The organism is Glutamicibacter sp. NPDC090743 (assembly GCF_044769125.1).
Lineage (GTDB): Bacteria > Actinomycetota > Actinomycetes > Actinomycetales > Micrococcaceae > Glutamicibacter.
Genome location: NZ_JBIVXE010000005.1, coordinates 298,458 through 316,728, shown reverse-complemented (window position 1 = coordinate 316,728; position 18,271 = coordinate 298,458). Strand labels below are relative to the sequence as shown.

Sequence of the window (18,271 nt, the reverse complement as noted above, 5' to 3'; positions counted from 1 at the left end):
CCATGAAATTGCTCGTAGGTTACACCGCGGACCAGCGCGGTGCCGAAGCCATCGAACTGGCCAGCGCCCTGGTGGCCGGTACCCGCGACGCGTCCTTGCGGGTCGCCATCGTGCTGCCTGCCGCCACCCCGTTCAACGCGGTCTACCCCGGCGGGGACCATGGGTTCTCCTCCATCCTCTCCGACCAGGTGGACCGCTGGGCGGCGCAGGCCCTGGCCCTGGTGCCGGAAGGAATCGCCACCTCGGTGGTAGCCCGTTCCGTGCCCTCGGTGGCCGAGGGGCTCATCGGCCTGGGCGAGGAATTCGGGGCGCACGGGATCGTGCTGGGCGGCCGCAAGCGCCACCGCGCCGGATTCTTCAGCCCCGGGGCGATCGCCAATGCGCTGCTGCATTCCTCGCCGATGGCCGTGTTCATGTCCTCGCCGGCCTCCTTGGCCACGCTGCGCGCAGCCGGCGGGAAGATCACCAGGCTGACCGCATTCGTGGGGGACCGCCCGGGGGCACGGGAAGTCATCGGCCTCTCGGCGCGGATCGCCGCCGCCTGCGGACTGCCGCTGCGCGTGGCCACGCTGGTCTCCCATATGGATCTGGCCGACCCCCGGCTGGAGCTGGATGACCATCTGACCCAAACCCGCAGCTACCTGCAGGAACTGACCGGTTCCCTGGGCCTGGAGGCGGTAGTCGAGGTGGTCTCCGGGCGCGGCCTGGACGAAGCGGCCGCCCAGCTGTCCTGGCAGGACGGGGACCTGGCACTGCTGGGATCGGCCCGGCTGGCCGCCCCGCGCCGATTGTTCATCGGCCCCAAGGCCCAGCGGATCCTGGGCCAGCTCAACGTCCCGATAGGCGTCATCCCGACCCTCGAGGCTGCCAGCTAGAAGGCAGCGCGTCATTCTTGCACGATCCTTGTTCCCCGGGCACTTGCCGTCGCGAAGCACGCGGACGGTGCCCATCTGACCCCTGACGGAAGGTGGCTCGGTACTTCTGGCCGACGCACTCACACCTCGCTAATTGTTTAAGGTAACCACCATGTCGCACGACCTGAGGCAGGCATCGCCGCCTGCACGCTCCGAGAGCGGACTGCACGAAAAAGGACTGTCCAAGGGCACCGTTGGCGTTCTGGGGCTTGTCGTTATCGGCATCTCCTGCATCGCCCCGGCCTACACCCTCACCGCAGGCCTCGGCGCCACGGTGGCCGAAGTCGGCACCAGCCTGCCTGCGATCCTGCTGGCGGGATTTCTGCCGATGCTGCTGGTGGCCTTGGGCTACCGCGAGCTGAACAGCGCAATGCCCGATTCGGGCACCTCCTTCACCTGGGCGACGCGTGCCTTCGGCCCGATGATCGGCTGGATGGGAGGCTGGGGCCTGATCGCCGCGACGGTGATCGTGCTCTCCAACCTGGCGGCAGTGGCCGTGGACTTCTTCTATATCCTGATTGCCCAGCTCACCGGCCAGCCATGGATTGCGGAGCTGACCGGCAACCTGTGGGTCAACATCCCCACCACGCTGGTGTTCATTGCGTTGGCCGCCTGGATCTCCTACCGGGGCATGAACGCCACGAAGGTCTTCCAGTACGTGCTGGTCGGGTTCCAGGTGGCGGTGCTGCTGCTCTTCGCGGTCATGGCCCTGACCTCCAGCCAGCCCAATGATCCGACACCCATCACCTGGCAGATGTTCAATCCGGCCGGCATCGATACCTTCTCGGCCTTCGCCGCGGGCATCTCGCTGTCCATCTTCGTTTTCTGGGGCTGGGATGTCACCCTGACCATGAACGAGGAAACCACCGATCCAAAGAAGGTCCCCGGACGCGGTGCCACCTGGACGGTGCTGGTGATCATCGCGTTGTACCTGGCCGTATCCCTCGGGGTGATCTACTGGGCCGGGGTGGGCACCACGGGCCTGGGCGCAGGCAACCCGGAGAACCAGGAATCAATTTTCGCGGTGCTTTCCGGTCCGGTCATGGGCCCGCTGGCGATGCTGATGTCCTTGGCCATCTTGTCCTCCTCCGCGGCCTCGCTGCAATCCACCATGGTTTCGCCGGCACGCACCTTGCTGGCCATGGGCTACTACAAGGCGCTGCCCTCCAGCTTCGCGAAGATCTCCGCGCGCTTCATGTCCCCGTCGGTGGCGACTTTCGCCTCCGCTGCTGCCGCTGCCGTGTTCTACGTGGTCACCAGGCTGCTCTCGGAGAACGCATTGTGGGACACGATCACGGCGCTGGGCCTGATGATCTGCTTCTACTACGGGCTGACCGCCTTGGCCTGCGTCTGGTACTTCCGCGGGGAACTGTTCGCCAACGCCAGGAACTTCTTCTGCAAGTTCTTGGCGCCGTTGGCAGGTGGCGTCGTCTTGCTGGTGATGTTCTTTGCCACCGCCATCGAATCCATGAATCCGGACTACGGTTCGGGCTCCAATATCGGGGGAGTGGGCATGGTGTTCATCCTCGGGGTCGGCGTGCTGCTGCTGGGCGTTGGCATCATGCTGTGGATGCGGGTGCGCCACCCGGCGTTCTTCAAGGGAGAAACCATCAAGACCTACAAGCTGCTGAAGTAGGACCGGCGCAACGAACCAGAAGGACCACTCGCGAACGAATCGCGGGTGGTCCTTCGTGTTCGGTGCCGCCGCCGCAGGAGCTATCTTGCCGCTAGTCGGCGGCGTCGGCCCGGGTCATGTGCTTGGCCACGCCGATGGCGGCCAGCACGGCGCCGAAGGGGATGAGCGCGCTCTGGATCAATGAATTAAGGAAAGCCAGCGGCGCGCTGCCCAAAGGGCTGCTTCCAAAACCGGATTCGAAGCTCCACATCGCCAGGACTGGCAAGATGCTGCTGATGAGAACGCCTGCCAACACGATGACGACGCCGGATACAATCATCTTCTTATGTAGAGCAAGCAACGTTTTCTCCTATTGCCTTAGGCTGAGTATTTCCAACCGTAGCCAAATCCGCCACTTTTAGCTATAGCGGGAGTGCTGTTTGCTTTCGCCAAGGGCAGGTCTTTTCCTGCTTCGCAACCTTCTCGTCCAAAGGCCCCTAACCGGCGCGCAAATGGTTCAATAGGTTCATGGCTAACTCGGTACTTTTCATCTGCTCCCGCAATGCAGGCAAATCGCAAATGGCGGCCGCATTGATGGACTACATTTCTGAAGGGAAAGTTACCAGCTACTCGGCTGGAACCAACCCAGGTTCAGGCATCAACCACGAAGCGGTTGAATCGCTCTCGCAGGCCGGCGCGGACATGTCGCAGGGCACGCCCAAGGCCATCGACCCTCGCGTCGTCGAGCAAGTTGACCGCGTGGTAATCCTTGGCTCCGATGCGAATCCGCAATTCGATCCGTCCATCAAGACCGAACGCTGGGTCACCTACGAACCCAGTGAAGACGGCATCACCGGTGCCGAACGAATGAACATGATCCGCGATGAAATTGCTGATCGCGTCCGTGAACTGTTCCACGAGTTGGAGCGGTAGAAATCACTGTTCGCATGACCACCCGAAAGGCAACTCCGTGGTGGCTTCCGGGCGTATGCCTTGTGCTCACTGGTTGGTGTGCCAACCAATACGTATCGCTGATCAATTGGTACCAGCAATTCCGCGAGCTCAGTGAGTTCGAGGCCATGCTGGTCATGGGCAGCTACCTGGCGGGCATGATCCCGGCGTTGGCTTTCGGCGGACCGCTGGCGGACAAGTTCGGGCGCAAGCCATTTTCGCTGCTTGCCCTGGCCTGCTCCATTCTGGGATCCCTCGGGCTCATCTTCGGATCGGTTCACGAGTCCGGTCTCTATGCGGGACGCATCCTGACCGGCTTGGGCATGGGCCTGGCCATGGTTGCCATCACCAGCTGGGTGAAGCTGCTTAGCCCGGGAGCTGCCGGCGCGACTCGTGCCGCGCTGTGCACGTCCTTGGGCTTCGCGCTGGGACCGGTCATTTCAGGGGCAATTGTCGGGACCAGCGGCAGCCCGGAACTGGCATACATCGTCCATGCCGCCGCGGCGCTTTCCTGGTTGCTGTTGATGTTCTTCACCCGAGAAGACCGAGTCACTGACCGGGCAGGGCATCATCTGGAGGCCGACGTGACGACTCCGGCAAACCTCCAGCGGTTCTACCGCATCGTCTTGCCCGCAGCCCCATGGGTCTTTGGCATGGCGGCAACAGGGTTTGCCGTGGTTCCGGCGCTGAGCAACGGCGCCGGTGAATCCAGCCTGTTCTACACCACCTTGGCAGTCGCGGTCACCATGGGCATGGGCACCTTGATCCAGCCATTCGTCAAGAGATTCAATGACTTGGGCAAGATCAAGCTGCTCATGGCTGGACTGGCTACCTCGCTGGCTGCACTGCTCATGATGATCGCAGTGTCGCTGAGCGGCTCAGAATTCTTGGGAATTATCGCATTCGCCATAGCCGGTTCGGCCAATGGCATTTTGCTGGTTGCCGGGCTAAGCCAGGTATTGGATCTTGCCGGCGGCGCCGATGTCGGCAAATTGACCGGCCGGTTCTACATGTGCTGTTTCATCGGGTTCAGCTTCCCGACATTCTTTGCACTGTGGCGCACGGTCGCTCATCCTGCTCTATTCATTGGCCTGCTAGCCGTGCTCTGCCTGCTGTCCATGATGCAGGTGTACCGCTCGGCCAAGTATCTGCCCGCTGCCATTCTCGAAGAAGTTCCAAACAGGCCATAATGCCAAACGCCGCTGCCGGCCACCTTGCGGTGCCGGCAACGGCGTTTACGCATTGGACTCCAACGTACTGGGAGCTAGTCCTGGCTCAGCTTCTTGAGCAGCTCGGTGGTGCGGAATGGGATGACATCGCGCAGGATCATCGAGGTGGAAGTGCGGGTTATGCCCGGGCAGAGGCGGATCTCTTCACTGACCCGGTACAGGTCATCCGGGTCAGTCGCGGCCACACGAATCAACAGGTCCGTGTCTCCCGCCGGCGCGACGCATTCCAGAACCTCGGGAATCTGGCGCAGTGCGGCGATGGCCTCATTCAAGCTGGCCTGGTTCAATTCAGCGCTAACGAAAGCGCTGACGCCACGGCCCATGGACGCAGGGAGGATTCGCGCGGTGTTCGGGCGCAACGCACCTGAATGGGCCAAGCGTTCCAAACGAGTCTGCACGGTGCCGCGGGCCAGGCCCAGCTGCTGCGCCAGCATCATGATCGGCACACGCGGATCCGCATCGAGTGCCAGAAGGATACGCCGGTCGGTTTCATCGAGCTGATACGTATCCGAATTCATGTGGTGGTCTCCTGAGACAGGTTGTGTTGCGCGTGCATAAGTACCAACCTAGATTTTAGTCAATATGACCAGTGAATCCCAAATGTGTTGCGCGGATTGGCCGATATTATTGCGTGCAAGTCGGCTACTGGGGCCAACAGGGCGAATGCTCGGGCGAAAAGCCATCTTTTATCCACAAAATAACCAGGCTGAGATCAAATGGGCGCTAATCACAGTAACCTGTTGATATGAGGTTTTTGCGGTTGGAAGACGTGGCAGAGGAACTGAATGTGAAGCTGCCCCAGGTCCGCGCTTTGGTGAAAAGCGGGGAGCTGCCGGCCATCCAAATTGGCGGGCGGGGCATGTGGCGCGTGGAACGCGTTGCACTGGAGAACTATATCCAAGAACGCTATGCGCAGGCCCGCGATGATATCGCGAACGAGTCCCAGAGCTGAATGCGGTGCCCTTGGCTGTTCCCGAGTCCATCGGGAACAGCCACCGCCTAGTCCAGCTCGATAGCCCGTTCTGCAAAGACCCGCAATGCGTCGCGAACCAGCTCCGCGTATCCGCCGTAGTTCTTTGCAAACCGCGGATCAGCGACATACATCTCGCCGAGATTGCAGATATATGCCTTGTGCTGTGCCGGATCGCCGGAATCCAGCGGGGTGCCCTTGGCGCTCTGGAGCCAGCGCACATGTCGAGCCGCTAATTCCTGGGCTTCGAAGCTGTCTGGTGGGACGGAATTCTTCCCCGCCACGATCCAATCCTGATTGAGCATCTTCACCTCTTCCATGAATGCGTTTTGCTGGTCCCCGGTTTTGGAACGCCACCAGCGATTCGATGCTTCATGCGCGTCGGCGCCCCAGCGTTCGGCAACCTCTTGCTTGTACTGCTCGTTGAAGCCGTCAAAGCTCTTTTCCGGTTCCATGTTTCCTCCTGTCGTTAGTGTTGAAATGCTGTGTTCCAAGGCAGCGATCTGCCGGTCCAGCGCCGCACGCTGCCTATGAAGCTGTTCCTTATGGGTGCTCAGCGCGACCAGTTCATCGCGTTGCTCGTCCAGGATTTCAGCGATGGTATCCAGCTTGATGCCCAGCTGCTTGAGCAGGAGAATCTGCTGGAGCCGGACCAGCTGCCCGTCGGTGTAGAACCGATAGCCGTTGGCGGACACGTAGTCAGGTTTAAGCAAGCCGATCTGGTCGTAGTGCCGCAAGGTACGGCTGCTGATGCCAGCGGATTTTGAGACGTGCGCAATCGAGTGGTGAACTGCCGGCTCGTGGCTAGTTGAATCCTTCATGGCTACCACGCTAATGGTTGTCGCAACGTCAAGGTCAATAGTTCCAGTCGCATTTCCTGATCAAAATTTGTGATTCAGATCTCACGGCAAAATGGCGAATAATAGCGAGACATTCCTTGCCTGATTGATCATATTGACTAGTTGTTAGCACGCCTGTTGCACAGTGTGATCTATGTGTAGTTCACTGTTGGTAGATGAAGTTGAACAGGCTACCGCCGAAATCAACGAGGACCGCCTGATGACGTGAACCATCTGCATTTACGGGATCAAGGAGCCCTGGCCACCCACGCCGAGGCAAGGTAGAAGACATAGTCCAGATGGCTCGCGGGCATTCCAGTTGGGTGGAATGCCCACGGGCCATCTGGTATTTCTGCCAAAATCACTGACGTTCGGATCATAAGCTCCGAGCGAGTTGGGGGAAACGCCTGCCGGCATTCGCGATGCTTCGCTCTGGCTCTGGAACAATGAGCGCGTAGGGACACCGAGGAGTAAGAGTGGGTTCAATGAGGCGCGTCTGGCAAAACTGGTGGATGCAATTGGTCGCCGGATTGCTGATCACTGCGATCGTGGTGTTGCCGTGGTTATGGATCGGTCAGGAAGACCGCTCAATTCTCCCGCATGCCAGCGACGACGCCCAAGGGCTACTAGTGGTTTTCTCCGTGATCACCCTTTGGGGCAGCTGGTTTGCCCGACGCGTTGGATATAGCCGCACCGGCTTTGCCATCGTGACTGCCGTGGGCATGGTCCTGGGACTCTTGGGCCTGGGGTTCCAAGGACTCCATGCATTCGAACCGGGGCTTTTGAAGGGGGAACTCTCCGCAGCTTCGATTCGCCATCTCTGGGTTTTCGGTGGCCTGCTGCTGGTCAGCCAAGCCTGGTATTTCCTGGCCACTAAATTGCGGCTGCCCATAGCGGTGCTCTTCTATGCAACGCTCACTGTGGGCGTGAGCTATTGGCTGCAGATCATCGCATCGCTCGTTGCGGGCGCCCAGTCGTACTACGTTTACCTTTGGTATTCCGGGCCGCTGATCCTCGGCCTCATCTTGGGATTCGTCGGGTTCTCGAGGATCATGAACCTGCTGATGTGGGTTTTCGCATTGGCTATCCAATGGATGATGCCGGCAGTCGTGGAAAGCGCGGCCAGGGTTATTGGGTCGAAGACCACTGGCTGGAAGACCGTCGGCTCCTTCTGGGAACAATTCACCGCAAGTGTCCTGGAAATTCCGTGGCAGACTCCGCTGCTGGTCAGCTTGGCGACGGCCATGCTTACAAGTGTCATCTTGCTGATTGTTCGCAAGGTGCGGCGGCGCTAGGAAAGAGTCCAAGCAGCTAGTTAGCCGGTGCTGGCCAAATATCGGCAACGACGCGAACTGCACCCTGGAAATTCATTGCTGCCAAGACAGCATCAAAGGCTTGCGGGCCATTCGTAATGGATTTTTAGAACAACGGTGACCAGGCGCGCCCAGCTCCTCGTGGTTGGCAAGAGTGCGCGCCGTCAGGATCTCCGCTGGATCGTTGCCCGGAACACCAGGGTCCACCACGATTTGCCGACAGCCTCATCGAGCAGCACGGTGCCCAGCCCATCGGTACGTACCGTGGGCTCGATGAACTGCACGCCCACTGGCAAAACGGTGGTGTTCGCGGAAGTGATTGGAATCAGCTTGCTGGTCAGCTTGCCGTTCCCCGAAGCACCAGTGCTCGGGGCCCACCGGCCAACATAAGCCAAGCATTGGGACATGGCGCAATGCCGCGCTGTGCACGCGGTGGAAGCCGGGGAGCAATCGGCTTCGCCAGTCGGGGCACTGCTAGTCCGCTCCGAGTATTTCAGGGCCACCACTCGCCATAGAATAAGACTATGACTGAACTGCGCGATCGCGACCCCGGAGAACTGGTCCAGCCCATCATCCTGCGAATCGACAAGGAGGATCCGTCGAGCGAGGACGAGGGCCTGTCAGCGGTGGCACGAGCAGCCGTGATTGCCTATCTGCAAGATCCGCAGAACCCGGATTGGCAGCAGTGGGCTTCACAGGCCTACGCCAAATCGGTACGCCGGGCTAATCCCAAGATGTTCGCCAAGGTGCTGGAGATGTTCCCTGAGCAAATGGTCAGTGAAGTGGGCAAGGCCCGAGCCGTTGGCTTGCCTCCATTGCCGGCCGCTGACTTGCCGAAGCTGATTGCCAAGTTGCAGGTCTCCGGCACGCAGCTTCCAAAAGCGGAGGAAGTCCTGGATGCGCAGATCAGCATCGTACTGAACAAATCCTTGGACATGTCCACAGGCAAGGCCGCGGCGCAGGCAGCACACGCGCTGTTCGCCTGGCTGACAGAATCCCCAGCGGAAGAGGTCGAAGCGTGGCTCCACGCCCATGCTCCGGTGGGCATCAAGCACCTGCCGCGCAGGGAATTCGACCGCTTGTCGCGGCAGGCCGCTGGACCTGTCATCCAGGATGCCGGGCGAACTGAAATCGAACCCGGATCCGTCACCGCTTTCGTCATTTCCGAGGCACGCTAGAACCTTAGAATCCAAGCGCGGTGAAACCGCCATACCTGTGTCATGATTTCCTTGGCGGTAACAGCAATTGTCACCACAGCGGATCGCTGTGCACTTCCGTGGGCCACAGGAAACGGCAATATGCCCTTGCTCGAAAGCACTGACATTGAAATTCTCTAAACGTGTACTGGGCCTGCTGCTGGTCCTGATGCTGTCCTTCGGGACCGCAGCTGGCGCCAGCGCCTCAACGCAGGCTCCAGCCGGCCTGGCGCAACTCGCTGCCGCTCCTCCGGCAATTGCCAAGCAGACCACCACCAACCTGAATTTGCGCAAGTCGCCATCGGCCCGATCCGCGTCGCTGCTAGTCATTCCCAAAGGTGCCAAGCTCCTCGCGTCCAAGGGTTCATCGGGCTGGGTGCAAGCGAGCTACATGAAGAAGACCGGCTGGGTCTCGGCCAAGTACCTGGCAACGCCGAAAGCGCCGGCGCCGGCAAAGCCCAAGACCTCAGCCGTGCGCTATCTGATTTCCTTCCAGCCGGTGCGCAAGAAGGCATCGGCGGCATCCGCGGCCTTGACCGGGGCCATGCGCAAAGCCGAGGTCCAGCGCCTGGGCGCAACCGGTTCCTGGAGCCGGATCAGAATCGGCAAGATCACCGGTTTCGTGCCCACCAGCCAGCTGTCTACCGCAATGCCCGCGCCGGTGTACCGGTATGCGAAAACCGCGCAAGTGCTGCGCAAGTCCGCCTCTGCCAAAGCGGCACGCGTTGCGGGTGTTCCAGCTGGAGCCAAAGTCGAGTGGCTGCGCACGTCAGGCTCGTGGACCTATGCCATTTCTGCCGGAAAACGCGGCTGGCTGCCGGCCAAGCAGCTGTCGTCGCAACCGGCAGCAACCCGGAAAACGATCGGGAACCGTTGGCTGATCAGCAACAGCGTCCTGCGCCAGTCCAATCGCAGCTCATCTCCATCCCTTGGAAGCCTTGCACCGGGTGAAAAAGTCGGCTTGTACGCAACCCGAGGTTCCTGGTCCCAGATCAAGTCCCAGCGCGGCACCGGCTGGGTGCCTAGCGCTAGCCTGTCCAGCACCGCCTACAAGCCCGCCAACCCATCGGCTCGCTGGATCCTGGCTAATACAGCCCTGCGCGTCGGCGCTTCGGGCTCTTCCAAGTCCCTGGGGACTGTGGCAGCGGGGTCCAAGCTCACCCTGCACGGCACGTCGAATGGCTGGGCGCGAGTGAAGACCTCCAAGACGATGGGATGGGTTCCATCAAGCGTACTGGTGGCCAAGGCCTACACGCCGCTGAAGCAGGCCAAGCGCTGGACGACGGCTAATGTACACCTGCGCTCCGGGTACTCCACCGGCCATAAATCACTGGCGGTCATCTCCAAGGGCCAGCAGGTCAGCGTCCTGGGAACGGCCAATGGCTGGACGCGAGTTGCCTCAACGCAGGGCACCGGATGGATCAGCAATGGCTATCTTGCTACTAGCAAACCGCAGGCGCCGCGACCGGCACCGGCACCGGCACTGAAAGCCGAATACCGCTGGACCACAACCAACGTGAACCTCCGCGCCGGCGCGGGAATCAGCCACCAGAGCAAAGCCGTGCTGCAAGCGGGGCAGAAAGTCGCCTACCTGCGCAGCGATTCCGGATGGGCGCAAGTCGCCGCTCCCCAGGCCACCGGCTGGGTCAAGGAAAACTACCTTTCCAAAAATGAGCCGGGAATGTTGCAACCAGATGCGCAGCGCGTCATCGCTGCGTTGCAGGGGAAGACCGGCGATACTATCAGCGCCATTCATACCATTCGAAGCGGCTCTGCCGGGCACAGCTCCGGGAGGGCCGTGGACCTGATGATTCGCGACTACAAGAACAGGCAGCGGGTTGCCCAGGGCCAGAAGCTGGCCCAGTTCCTGCTGGATAACCGCAGCCAGCTGGGTATCTATTACCTGATCTGGCAAGACCGGATTTGGCTTCCCACGACAGGCTGGACGCCGTATTCCGGATCAGGAAAGTACGGAAACCAGTTCACCGGCAATTGGAATGACACCACGATGCATATGGATCACATCCATGTGGAGGTCTACGGCAACTCGGCCACGGGAGGTCCGCTGGACTACGGGGCGCTGCGAACCCGCTAATCTGCTGCTGTCTGGTGTTTCAGACGAAGATGCGCAGGGGGCATGGCGTATTCGCGGTGTCTCTGGTCAGCTGGAACCATGGAGAATTTTAAGCCGGAATTGGCTGTTGACCGGGCAGCGGCTACGTGGAGCGGGCGCAATGACGGTGCCGGAGAGCAGCACCTGAGATGGCATCAGCAAATCAACCGCAAGGCTGACGACCAGTCCGGCGGGCGGGGACCGGCAGCGCTGCTCGGTTTCGCTTCGGATGCCGGCGTGCTGCGCAACGAGGGCCGGGCCGGGGCGGCGCAAGGACCACAGGCGCTGCGTGCCGCCTTGGGTTCCCTGGCTATCCACGAGCCACGGCTCCTGATTGATGCTGGTGATGTCGCAGTATCTGGCGATGAGCTTGAATCAGGGCAGGAACGGCTGGCGCAGTCAGTGAGCGCTTTGCTCGGAGAAGGGATGCTTCCAGTCGTGCTTGGCGGCGGCCATGAAACGGCTTACGGTTCGTTCAACGGGCTTTTCCGGCATTGCAGCCAAGAGCCTGGAACCCGGCTGGGCATCTTGAATCTGGATGCGCATTTCGATCTGCGCAGTGCTCCGCGGCGGAGCAGCGGCACCCCTTTCCTGGATATTGCCAAGGACCTTCAGTCGGCGGGACAAGATTTCAACTATGCCGTGGTGGGCATCAGCAAACCGAACAATACCCGGGTCCTCTTCGAGCGGGCCCGCGCCCTGGAAGTGCGCTACCTGCTTGACGAGCAGTGCACTGCCGGGCAGCTGCCTTCCGTCCTGGCGTTCGTTGCCGACTTCATGGAGAGCGTAGACAAGCTGTACCTGACCATTGACCTGGATGTGCTTCCTGCCTCGGTCGCCCCCGGGGTCAGCGCCCCTGCCGGATTCGGGGTGCCGCTGGAAGTAATCCACGGGGTCTGCGCGATGCTGGCGCGCAGTGACAAGCTGGCGCTGGTCGATGTTGTCGAATTGAATCCATCATTGGATATTGACGGAAGAACGGCCCGCACCGCAGCCAGGCTGGTCAATACCCTGCTGGGGGTCTGATGCAGTAGGGCGCACCGAAATCTGCCGACGCGAACTTGCAATGTTCGACCCCTCAAACATTATGATTGAGGGGGACGAACTAATCGTCATGGCGAGATTTGGAATGGTGTGCAATGGTGCGAACCCTCAAGCCCCGATCACGTGCGGGGCAACGCGCAGGCTGGCTGGCTGCTGGCTTGGCATGCCTGTTCGCGCTCGCTGGATGCGGCGGTAGCCAAAGTGCCGTGCCCGCCGACAGCCAAGACCACCGGCCGGTGGTGCTGACAACCTTCACGGTCCTGCAGGACATCGCCCAGAATGTCGCAGGCGATCACCTGCGCGTTGATTCAATTACCCGTCTTGGTGCGGAGATCCACGGTTACGAACCTACCCCTGATGATCTGCGCCGGGCATCGCATGCGGACCTGATTCTCGATAACGGGCTGAACCTCGAAGCCTGGTTCCAGCAATTCGTCGAAGGCAATGACGCTCCGCATGCCACCGTCAGCCAAGGGATCAAGGCCATCGATATCGTCCAGGAAGAAGGTGCGGGAAAGCCCAATCCGCATGCGTGGATGAGCCCATTGAACGTGAAAATCTACGTGGACCGCATGGCAGATGCATTTACCGAACTGGACCCGGCCAATGCGCGCGACTACCGGGACAACGCCAAGGCCTACCAAGCCGAACTGCAAAAGGTCCACGACGAGCTCGAAGCGGCACTGGCAGAAATCCCCGAACGCCAGCGGGTACTGGTGACCTGCGAAGGGGCCTTCAGCTATCTGGCCCGGGATACCGCCATGGCCGAAAAGTATCTCTGGGCCGTCAACGCGGAATCGCAGGCTACGCCGCGCAAGGTCGCCGCGGCGATTGACTTTGTCAGGGAAAACGATGTTCCTGCGGTCTTCTGCGAATCCACGGTCTCCGATGCGGCCATGCAACGAGTCGTCGAATCCACCGATGCCTCCTATGGCGGAACGCTCTATGTGGACTCGCTATCCGAGCCTGGCGGTCCAGTACCCAGCTACCTGGACCTGATCTCGCATGACACCAGAACCATCGCCCGTGCCTTGAAAGGCGGAACACCATGAACGCGAAGCCCAGCGATGCCCTCGCAATTGATGTGTCGGCCGCGACCGTCCACTACGGCCCCGTGCTGGCCCTGGACCATGCCTCCTTGCAGTTGGGCCGCGGTCGGGTCTGCGGCCTGGTCGGGATGAACGGCTCGGGCAAATCCACGCTGTTCAAAACCATCATGGGGCAGATCAAGCCCGACACCGGCAGCGTGCGCATCAACGGCACCGACCCGCTGCAAGCTCGGAAAAGTGGGCAGCTTGCCTACGTGCCGCAAAGCGAGGCCGTGGATTGGAACTTCCCGATCTCGGTGCGTGAAGTGGTGATGACCGGGCGCTACGGGCAAATGGGATGGACCAGGAGAGCCAGGAAGAGGGACCACGCCGCCGTGGATGAAGCCCTCGAACGGGTGGAGCTGGCCAGTTTTGCCAACCGGCAAATCGGCCAGCTCTCCGGAGGCCAGAAAAAGCGTGCCTTCGTCGCCCGATGCATTGCCCAGGGCGCCAATATCATGCTGCTCGATGAGCCTTTCGCAGGCGTGGATAAACGCAGCGAAGCAACGATCACCAAGCTGTTGCGCGAAGTTGCTGATGAAGGCGGCAGCGTGCTGATTTCCACCCACGACCTGCACGCGCTTCCGGAACTTGCCGATGAAGCGGTGCTCCTGATGCGCAAGGTGCTGATGCATGGCCATCCGGATCTCGTGCTGCAGGCAGAAAACCTGGCCCTGGCCTTCGGGCTGGATCCCATGAAGCGAGGCGGGGAATGAACCTCATTGAATTGCTAGCTGAGCCGCTGGGCTACACCTTCATGGTGCGCGCCCTGCTGGTTACGATCATCGCCGCCGTACTGTGCGCGGTCCTGTCCTGCTGGCTGGTCCTCATTGGCTGGTCGCTGATGGGCGATGCAGTCTCGCATGCGGTCTTGCCCGGAGTCGTGCTGGCCTACATCGTGGGTGCTCCCTTTGCCCTGGGTGCCCTGGTCTTCGGATTCCTCGCGGTGGCCCTGATCGGGGGAGTCCGCGACACCACCAAGCTCAAGGAAGATGCTGCCATTGGCATCGTCTTCACCACGCTCTTCTCCATCGGGCTGGTGCTGGTCTCGGTCACGCCGAGCCATGTGGATCTAAACCACATCATCTTCGGCAATTTGCTGGGCGTCTCGGCCAATGACCTGTGGCAGGTCCTGGTGCTTGGCGCGATCACCTTCGCCATCCTGATTCTCAAGCGCAAGGACTTCACCCTCTATGCCTTTGACCAAACGCACGCACATGCCTTGGGGATGAGCCCGCGGATCATCGGCGCGGTGCTCCTGGGGCTATTGGCCATGACCTCTGTTGTGGCTTTGCAGGCGGTGGGCGTCATCCTGGTAGTTGCCATGCTGATCATCCCCGGCGCCACGGCCTACCTGTTGACCGATCGATTCGGGAAGATGCTCCTGATCGCACCGATCCTCGCAGCCTGTGCAGGAATCCTGGGTGTCTACATGAGCTATTACCTCGATGCATCAACCGGCGGAATGGTGGTTCTGGCCCAGGCGGCGATTTTTGGAATTGCCTATCTGTTCAGTCCGAAGCAAGGACTCATTGCCACCCGGCTGGCCAGCAAGGGGCGGCGCAAGGCGCTTGCGGCGAACACGTAGAAGGCGGTGGCAAGTTTCCCGCAGCTGAAAGGAAAATGGCGTGTGAGACGTGCGCTCGCCGGCGACAGCTGATGGGCAATGGATGCACGCATCAGCGAATCAGCGTACTTCCCATGGCCGGCAACGCTGCGGCAGGTCCTCTCGATTCATGGCTGGATCCGGATCCGGGCGATCCGGCGCATGGCTTGAACCTCCACCCGACCACCCTGCTAACTGGAAGGGCGCTGCCCTGCGCTGCGCCCGGATGGGCAGCTGAATCAGTTGGCTCGATCGGGACCTGCAAGCGGCATTAGGCGCGCCAGCGCAGTTTGCCCTTGGCGTCGGTCTTGCAGGTGTAGAGCTTGCCGGCCTTGGACTTGCCGCGCTTTCCCTTGTCTGCCTGCTTGCAGTAAGCGCCCGGATGCACGGTGCCCTTGACCACGGAAGGAGCCTTGTGCACGTCCTTCTTCGGTGATGCCTTGGGCTTGGAACCGGCAGGCTTGATCGTGGTGACTTTCGCGGCCTTCTGGTTGCGGCAGCTCTTGAGCACTTTGGCCATGCCCTGCTTTTCGGCTTTGGTGACCGACAGCGCGTACTTCTTCTTGACGCTGATCTGGGTGGCTACGTACTGGCATCGGAAGGACTTGTTCTTGGGGAGCCATTCAGCTGTGTTCTTATCGCCCTTTTGGCGATTGGCAGAGGCATCAGCGGCCATCAAATTCAGCGGGTCGTTAGCCAGAGCCTGGCGCTGGGCCTGGGAAAGCTTCTGGCCGCCGGAGATCCACGCGTTCTTCAGGGAAACCACGTGGTCAATGTCGACGCTGCCTGACTTGACCTTCCAGTTGATCCTCTTGCCGGTGTAGCTGTCATGCAACGTGCCCGAAGCTAGGGTGCACTTCTTGCGGTCCTTGAACTTCACCTTGGACATGTCCCGGGACAAGGTGTCCTGGCGTTCATCGCATTTGTCCTTGTCGAAGTCCTTCCACCCATTGCCGAATTTCTTGTTCCGGTTGTACCCAGTGGCGGCCGCCTTGCCCTTTACCGGCAGGGTCTTGAGCATTGCGGTGGCCTTGGGGCCCTTGAGCTTCGCCCCGGGAAGGACCTTCTTGCTGCTGGTGGCAGCCCGTTCAACCAGCAACGGACGATCTGTTGCCAGCAGGTCTTCAACCGGTGCGGGATCCATCCCGGTAAGTGCCGAAGGTTCTGCCGGTGCGCTGCATCCAGCGAGCACCAAAACTGCAGCGCAGAGCGCAGCAATGAGTTTTCTTGGCAAGGTGATGTCTTTCAAGAGAGTGTGAGCGCAGGAGTTCGCCAAGAATGCTGCAATGCACCCCCATGTAAAACTTGTACATTGCAGTATCCCTGGTTGATCATCACTTTAGACTATTGGCCGGACAATCAGCACCCTGGGTGCAGGGACGCGTCGATTCCACGGGCCTTCCGCGTGCCGTTGACCAGAACCTGGAAGGGCATTTCAGGGGAGAAGGGAGACCCATGCGGCCGCGGCTGCACGTGATCCCAAGCGCAGGGTTTCGCCAGTTGAGCAGACCTGGACATTCACTGTCTCGGAGAATTGCTCGCCAGCGGTAATGCGCAGTTGCGCGCCGACAACGATCCGGTGATCGGAGAAATACTGCAGCAGCTGCGAATCGTCATCGGCGATGCGTTCGACAACCACCTGGGCGTCATCGCTGGCATCGCTCAGGTTGAACGCCTGCGGGATGGAAATGCGGCCTTCGGCCGTCGGGATGGGGTCGCCATGCGGGTCGCGGGTGGGGTGCTCCAGCAGGCTGTCGATGCGCTCGATCATGAAATCGGATACCGCATGCTCCAGGCTCTCGGCCTCCTCATGCACCTGGTCCCAGCGGTAGCCCAGCATCTGCACCAGGAAAGTTTCGATCAGGCGATGGCGGCGCACCATGGTCACCGCATACTCGCGTCCCAGTTCGGTCAGCGTTACGGCGCCATAGGGCGCATGGTCGAGCAGGCCCTGCTGGCGTAATTTGCCCAGCGCGCCGGAAACCGTGGAGAGCTTCATGCCTGATTTGCTGGCGATGATGCTGGCGGTTACCGGATCGCTCGACCACTCGTTGAGACCGAAGATGATCTTGAGATAGTTCTGGGCGCTATCTGAAAGCTGGTTGACCGACACAAGCACCATCTTAGCGACCATCGGGCCAGCTGGCCGCGAGGTGACTTTGATTATTGGGCATTTCGGGCTGGAGACCGCTGACAACTGAAAGCGGCTAGTCAAGAGCCGAAAAATTCTGCTCCATGGATAAGGATTATCCGAGGCCCAGGGGCAGCGTATTGACTTAAATTTCTTTGTGAGGAAAACTGTGTAATCGATTCCATGGAATCGATTACACGTAAGCAAAGGGGCTTATCGACATGAACGCTGTCACCATCAAGGATGTGGCACTTGCAGCCGGAGTATCTTCCGCGACTGCCTCGCGCGTTCTATCCGGCCACCCCGCCACTTCGGCCGCTTCCCGCGAAAAAGTGGAAGCTGTCGCCAAGGATTTGGGTTTCGTGCCCAATGCCCAGGCCCGCTCCCTGCGCTCCACCAAAACCGACACCATCGCGCTGCTGATATCCGATGTGCGCAACCCCTACTTCTCCGATCTCGCGCATGCCGTCGAGCAGCAGGCCCACGCCGCGGGAATGATGACCTTCATCGGCAATGCCAACGAGGACACCGAACAGCAGGACCAGTTCCTCGCCGCGATGCTTTCGCGCCGCGTTGACGGATTGATTCTCGTTCCCCAGGGCCTTGATGAAGACGCCGACCGGCCAAGCCAGATGATGCAGCGCATCATTGCCTCGGGCACTCCGCTGGTTTTCGTCGACCGCACCCTGCCCGAGCTTCGCATCCCATCCATCACCGCCTCCAGCACCGGCGCCCTGGAAGAAGCCATCGCGCGGCTGAAGGCCTTGGGCCACGCCAAGATCGCTTTCTTGGGCGGCCCGGACCACGCTTCCACCGCCCGCGAACGCCACAGCGCCTTCGACTCGGCGATGGCAGCCAACGGCCTGGATACCGATCCTGCCCTGCACTTTGCCGGCGACTTCCGCGCCGCCTCGGGTGCCGAAGGCGCCCGCTGGCTGCTGGGCCATGAACTGCAGCCCACCGCGGTGGTCATCGCCGATGCGCCAATGGCCATCGGCGCACTGACCGTGTGGCGCGAAGCCGGCATCCGGATCGGGAAGCAGCTCTCGGTGATCACCTTCGACGAGGTGGACGCAATGCTCATGCACGATCCGCCGATCGCCACGATCAGCCACGACCTGACCAGCATGGGCCGCGCCGCGGTCACCGCGCTCCAGGACGTCATGGCGGGCAAGAGCCCCGAGCCCCAAGAATTCATCAGCCGATTCACCGCGCGTGAGTCGCTGGCCCCAACGCAACCCGCCACCGGCGCATAGGCGAGG

Annotated in this window: 19 protein-coding genes; 13 read left to right on the top strand and 6 right to left on the bottom strand. The window is 60.9% G+C overall.

All coding sequences use genetic code 11. The annotated features are described in order from the left end of the window. Positions 1-2: 2 nt before the first annotated feature. Both ACIQTS_RS12395 and ACIQTS_RS12390 read left to right on the top strand, forming a co-directional pair. Complete coding sequence (locus tag ACIQTS_RS12395; RefSeq protein ID WP_402473553.1) at positions 3-875, top strand: universal stress protein; 873 nt, start codon at positions 3-5, stop codon at positions 873-875. A 151-nt stretch (positions 876-1,026) separates the two neighbouring features. Further along, positions 1,027-2,550: an APC family permease gene (locus tag ACIQTS_RS12390; protein WP_402473552.1), complete on the top strand. Its 1,524-nt coding sequence runs from the start codon at positions 1,027-1,029 to the stop codon at positions 2,548-2,550. A gap of 91 nt (positions 2,551-2,641) precedes the next feature. Here ACIQTS_RS12390 and ACIQTS_RS12385 read toward each other — a convergent pair whose 3' ends face one another. Next, entirely contained in the window at positions 2,642-2,890 is a 249-nt protein-coding gene (locus ACIQTS_RS12385) for a hypothetical protein (RefSeq protein WP_146112217.1), read from the bottom strand. Between the two features lie 167 nt (positions 2,891-3,057). On the opposite strand from ACIQTS_RS12385, the gene ACIQTS_RS12380 reads away from it, so the two are divergent. Together ACIQTS_RS12380 and ACIQTS_RS12375 are read left to right on the top strand one after the other, a co-directional pair. Next, entirely contained in the window at positions 3,058-3,462 is a 405-nt protein-coding gene (locus ACIQTS_RS12380) for a low molecular weight phosphatase family protein (protein WP_105656315.1), read from the top strand. Between the two features lie 14 nt (positions 3,463-3,476). After that, positions 3,477-4,670: an MFS transporter gene (locus ACIQTS_RS12375; RefSeq protein WP_105656316.1), complete on the top strand. Its 1,194-nt coding sequence runs from the start codon at positions 3,477-3,479 to the stop codon at positions 4,668-4,670. Positions 4,671-4,744: 74 nt separating this feature from the next. Here the strand turns inward: ACIQTS_RS12375 and ACIQTS_RS12370 are convergent, their stop codons facing one another. Beyond that, positions 4,745-5,227 carry an Lrp/AsnC family transcriptional regulator gene (locus tag ACIQTS_RS12370; RefSeq protein ID WP_105656317.1) on the bottom strand — a complete coding sequence of 161 codons (483 nt, stop codon included), beginning with the start codon at positions 5,225-5,227 and terminating at the stop codon, positions 4,745-4,747. A 227-nt stretch (positions 5,228-5,454) separates the two neighbouring features. Here ACIQTS_RS12370 and ACIQTS_RS12365 point away from each other — a divergent pair, with 227 nt between their 5' ends. After that, positions 5,455-5,661, top strand: coding sequence for a helix-turn-helix domain-containing protein (locus ACIQTS_RS12365; RefSeq protein ID WP_105656318.1), 207 nt, complete (start codon positions 5,455-5,457; stop codon positions 5,659-5,661). A gap of 47 nt (positions 5,662-5,708) precedes the next feature. On the opposite strand, the gene ACIQTS_RS12360 is transcribed toward ACIQTS_RS12365, so the two are convergent. After that, a complete protein-coding gene (locus ACIQTS_RS12360; protein WP_402473551.1) occupies positions 5,709-6,500 on the bottom strand; it encodes a MerR family transcriptional regulator in 792 nt (263 codons plus the stop codon). Between the two features lie 503 nt (positions 6,501-7,003). Between ACIQTS_RS12360 and ACIQTS_RS12355 the strand changes: the two genes are divergently transcribed. Next, positions 7,004-7,813: a hypothetical protein gene (locus tag ACIQTS_RS12355; protein ID WP_365943743.1), complete on the top strand. Its 810-nt coding sequence runs from the start codon at positions 7,004-7,006 to the stop codon at positions 7,811-7,813. A gap of 182 nt (positions 7,814-7,995) precedes the next feature. Here ACIQTS_RS12355 and ACIQTS_RS12350 read toward each other — a convergent pair whose 3' ends face one another. Next, positions 7,996-8,238, bottom strand: coding sequence for a hypothetical protein (locus ACIQTS_RS12350; RefSeq protein ID WP_402473550.1), 243 nt, complete (start codon positions 8,236-8,238; stop codon positions 7,996-7,998). 117 nt (positions 8,239-8,355) lie between these two features. Here ACIQTS_RS12350 and ACIQTS_RS12345 point away from each other — a divergent pair, with 117 nt between their 5' ends. The 6 genes from ACIQTS_RS12345 (at position 8,356) to ACIQTS_RS12320 (ending at position 14,860) form a co-directional block, all read left to right on the top strand. Then, a complete protein-coding gene (locus ACIQTS_RS12345; protein WP_105656322.1) occupies positions 8,356-9,009 on the top strand; it encodes a peptidyl-tRNA hydrolase in 654 nt (217 codons plus the stop codon). Between the two features lie 145 nt (positions 9,010-9,154). Further along, positions 9,155-11,122 (top strand): SH3 domain-containing protein, encoded by a 1,968-nt coding sequence (locus ACIQTS_RS12340; protein WP_402473549.1) that lies wholly within the window; start codon positions 9,155-9,157, stop codon positions 11,120-11,122. A 78-nt stretch (positions 11,123-11,200) separates the two neighbouring features. Then, positions 11,201-12,166 carry a formimidoylglutamase gene (gene hutG, locus ACIQTS_RS12335; protein ID WP_402473548.1) on the top strand — a complete coding sequence of 322 codons (966 nt, stop codon included), beginning with the start codon at positions 11,201-11,203 and terminating at the stop codon, positions 12,164-12,166. A 113-nt stretch (positions 12,167-12,279) separates the two neighbouring features. Further along, positions 12,280-13,236, top strand: coding sequence for a metal ABC transporter substrate-binding protein (locus tag ACIQTS_RS12330; protein ID WP_402473547.1), 957 nt, complete (start codon positions 12,280-12,282; stop codon positions 13,234-13,236). Continuing rightward, positions 13,233-13,988 (top strand): metal ABC transporter ATP-binding protein, encoded by a 756-nt coding sequence (locus ACIQTS_RS12325; RefSeq protein WP_105656326.1) that lies wholly within the window; start codon positions 13,233-13,235, stop codon positions 13,986-13,988. The genes ACIQTS_RS12330 and ACIQTS_RS12325 overlap by 4 nt, the downstream gene beginning before the upstream one ends. After that, on the top strand, positions 13,985-14,860 hold the full coding sequence (locus tag ACIQTS_RS12320) for a metal ABC transporter permease (RefSeq protein ID WP_105661959.1): 876 nt from the start codon (positions 13,985-13,987) through the stop codon (positions 14,858-14,860). The genes ACIQTS_RS12325 and ACIQTS_RS12320 overlap by 4 nt, the downstream gene beginning before the upstream one ends. 289 nt (positions 14,861-15,149) lie before the next feature. On the opposite strand, the gene ACIQTS_RS12315 is transcribed toward ACIQTS_RS12320, so the two are convergent. Further along, the gene (locus ACIQTS_RS12315) at positions 15,150-16,022 is read right to left on the bottom strand and encodes an HNH endonuclease family protein (RefSeq protein ID WP_402473546.1); all 873 of its coding nucleotides are present in this window, start codon (positions 16,020-16,022) and stop codon (positions 15,150-15,152) included. A gap of 291 nt (positions 16,023-16,313) precedes the next feature. Continuing rightward, positions 16,314-17,000: a metal-dependent transcriptional regulator gene (locus ACIQTS_RS12310; RefSeq protein WP_400289624.1), complete on the bottom strand. Its 687-nt coding sequence runs from the start codon at positions 16,998-17,000 to the stop codon at positions 16,314-16,316. Positions 17,001-17,230: 230 nt separating this feature from the next. On the opposite strand from ACIQTS_RS12310, the gene ACIQTS_RS12305 reads away from it, so the two are divergent. After that, the gene (locus ACIQTS_RS12305; RefSeq protein ID WP_105656329.1) at positions 17,231-18,265 is read left to right on the top strand and encodes a LacI family DNA-binding transcriptional regulator; all 1,035 of its coding nucleotides are present in this window, start codon (positions 17,231-17,233) and stop codon (positions 18,263-18,265) included. The last annotated feature ends 6 nt before the right edge of the window (positions 18,266-18,271 follow it).

Excerpts from the sequence above, each read along its gene's own strand:
- ACIQTS_RS12395 (WP_402473553.1), top strand. The coding sequence starts at position 3 with ATGAAATTGCTCGTAGGTTACACCGCGGACCAGCGCGGTGCCGAAGCC.
- ACIQTS_RS12390 (WP_402473552.1), top strand. The coding sequence starts at position 1,027 with ATGTCGCACGACCTGAGGCAGGCATCGCCGCCTGCACGCTCCGAGAGC.
- ACIQTS_RS12380 (WP_105656315.1), top strand. The coding sequence starts at position 3,058 with ATGGCTAACTCGGTACTTTTCATCTGCTCCCGCAATGCAGGCAAATCG.
- ACIQTS_RS12375 (WP_105656316.1), top strand. The coding sequence starts at position 3,477 with ATGACCACCCGAAAGGCAACTCCGTGGTGGCTTCCGGGCGTATGCCTT.
- ACIQTS_RS12370 (WP_105656317.1), bottom strand. The coding sequence starts at position 5,227 with ATGAATTCGGATACGTATCAGCTCGATGAAACCGACCGGCGTATCCTT.
- ACIQTS_RS12365 (WP_105656318.1), top strand. The coding sequence starts at position 5,455 with ATGAGGTTTTTGCGGTTGGAAGACGTGGCAGAGGAACTGAATGTGAAG.
- ACIQTS_RS12360 (WP_402473551.1), bottom strand. The coding sequence starts at position 6,500 with ATGAAGGATTCAACTAGCCACGAGCCGGCAGTTCACCACTCGATTGCG.
- ACIQTS_RS12355 (WP_365943743.1), top strand. The coding sequence starts at position 7,004 with ATGAGGCGCGTCTGGCAAAACTGGTGGATGCAATTGGTCGCCGGATTG.
- ACIQTS_RS12350 (WP_402473550.1), bottom strand. The coding sequence starts at position 8,238 with ATGTCCCAATGCTTGGCTTATGTTGGCCGGTGGGCCCCGAGCACTGGT.
- ACIQTS_RS12345 (WP_105656322.1), top strand. The coding sequence starts at position 8,356 with ATGACTGAACTGCGCGATCGCGACCCCGGAGAACTGGTCCAGCCCATC.
- hutG (WP_402473548.1), top strand. The coding sequence starts at position 11,201 with ATGGAGAATTTTAAGCCGGAATTGGCTGTTGACCGGGCAGCGGCTACG.
- ACIQTS_RS12330 (WP_402473547.1), top strand. The coding sequence starts at position 12,280 with ATGGTGCGAACCCTCAAGCCCCGATCACGTGCGGGGCAACGCGCAGGC.
- ACIQTS_RS12325 (WP_105656326.1), top strand. The coding sequence starts at position 13,233 with ATGAACGCGAAGCCCAGCGATGCCCTCGCAATTGATGTGTCGGCCGCG.
- ACIQTS_RS12320 (WP_105661959.1), top strand. The coding sequence starts at position 13,985 with ATGAACCTCATTGAATTGCTAGCTGAGCCGCTGGGCTACACCTTCATG.
- ACIQTS_RS12315 (WP_402473546.1), bottom strand. The coding sequence starts at position 16,022 with ATGGATCCCGCACCGGTTGAAGACCTGCTGGCAACAGATCGTCCGTTG.
- ACIQTS_RS12310 (WP_400289624.1), bottom strand. The coding sequence starts at position 17,000 with ATGGTGCTTGTGTCGGTCAACCAGCTTTCAGATAGCGCCCAGAACTAT.
- ACIQTS_RS12305 (WP_105656329.1), top strand. The coding sequence starts at position 17,231 with ATGAACGCTGTCACCATCAAGGATGTGGCACTTGCAGCCGGAGTATCT.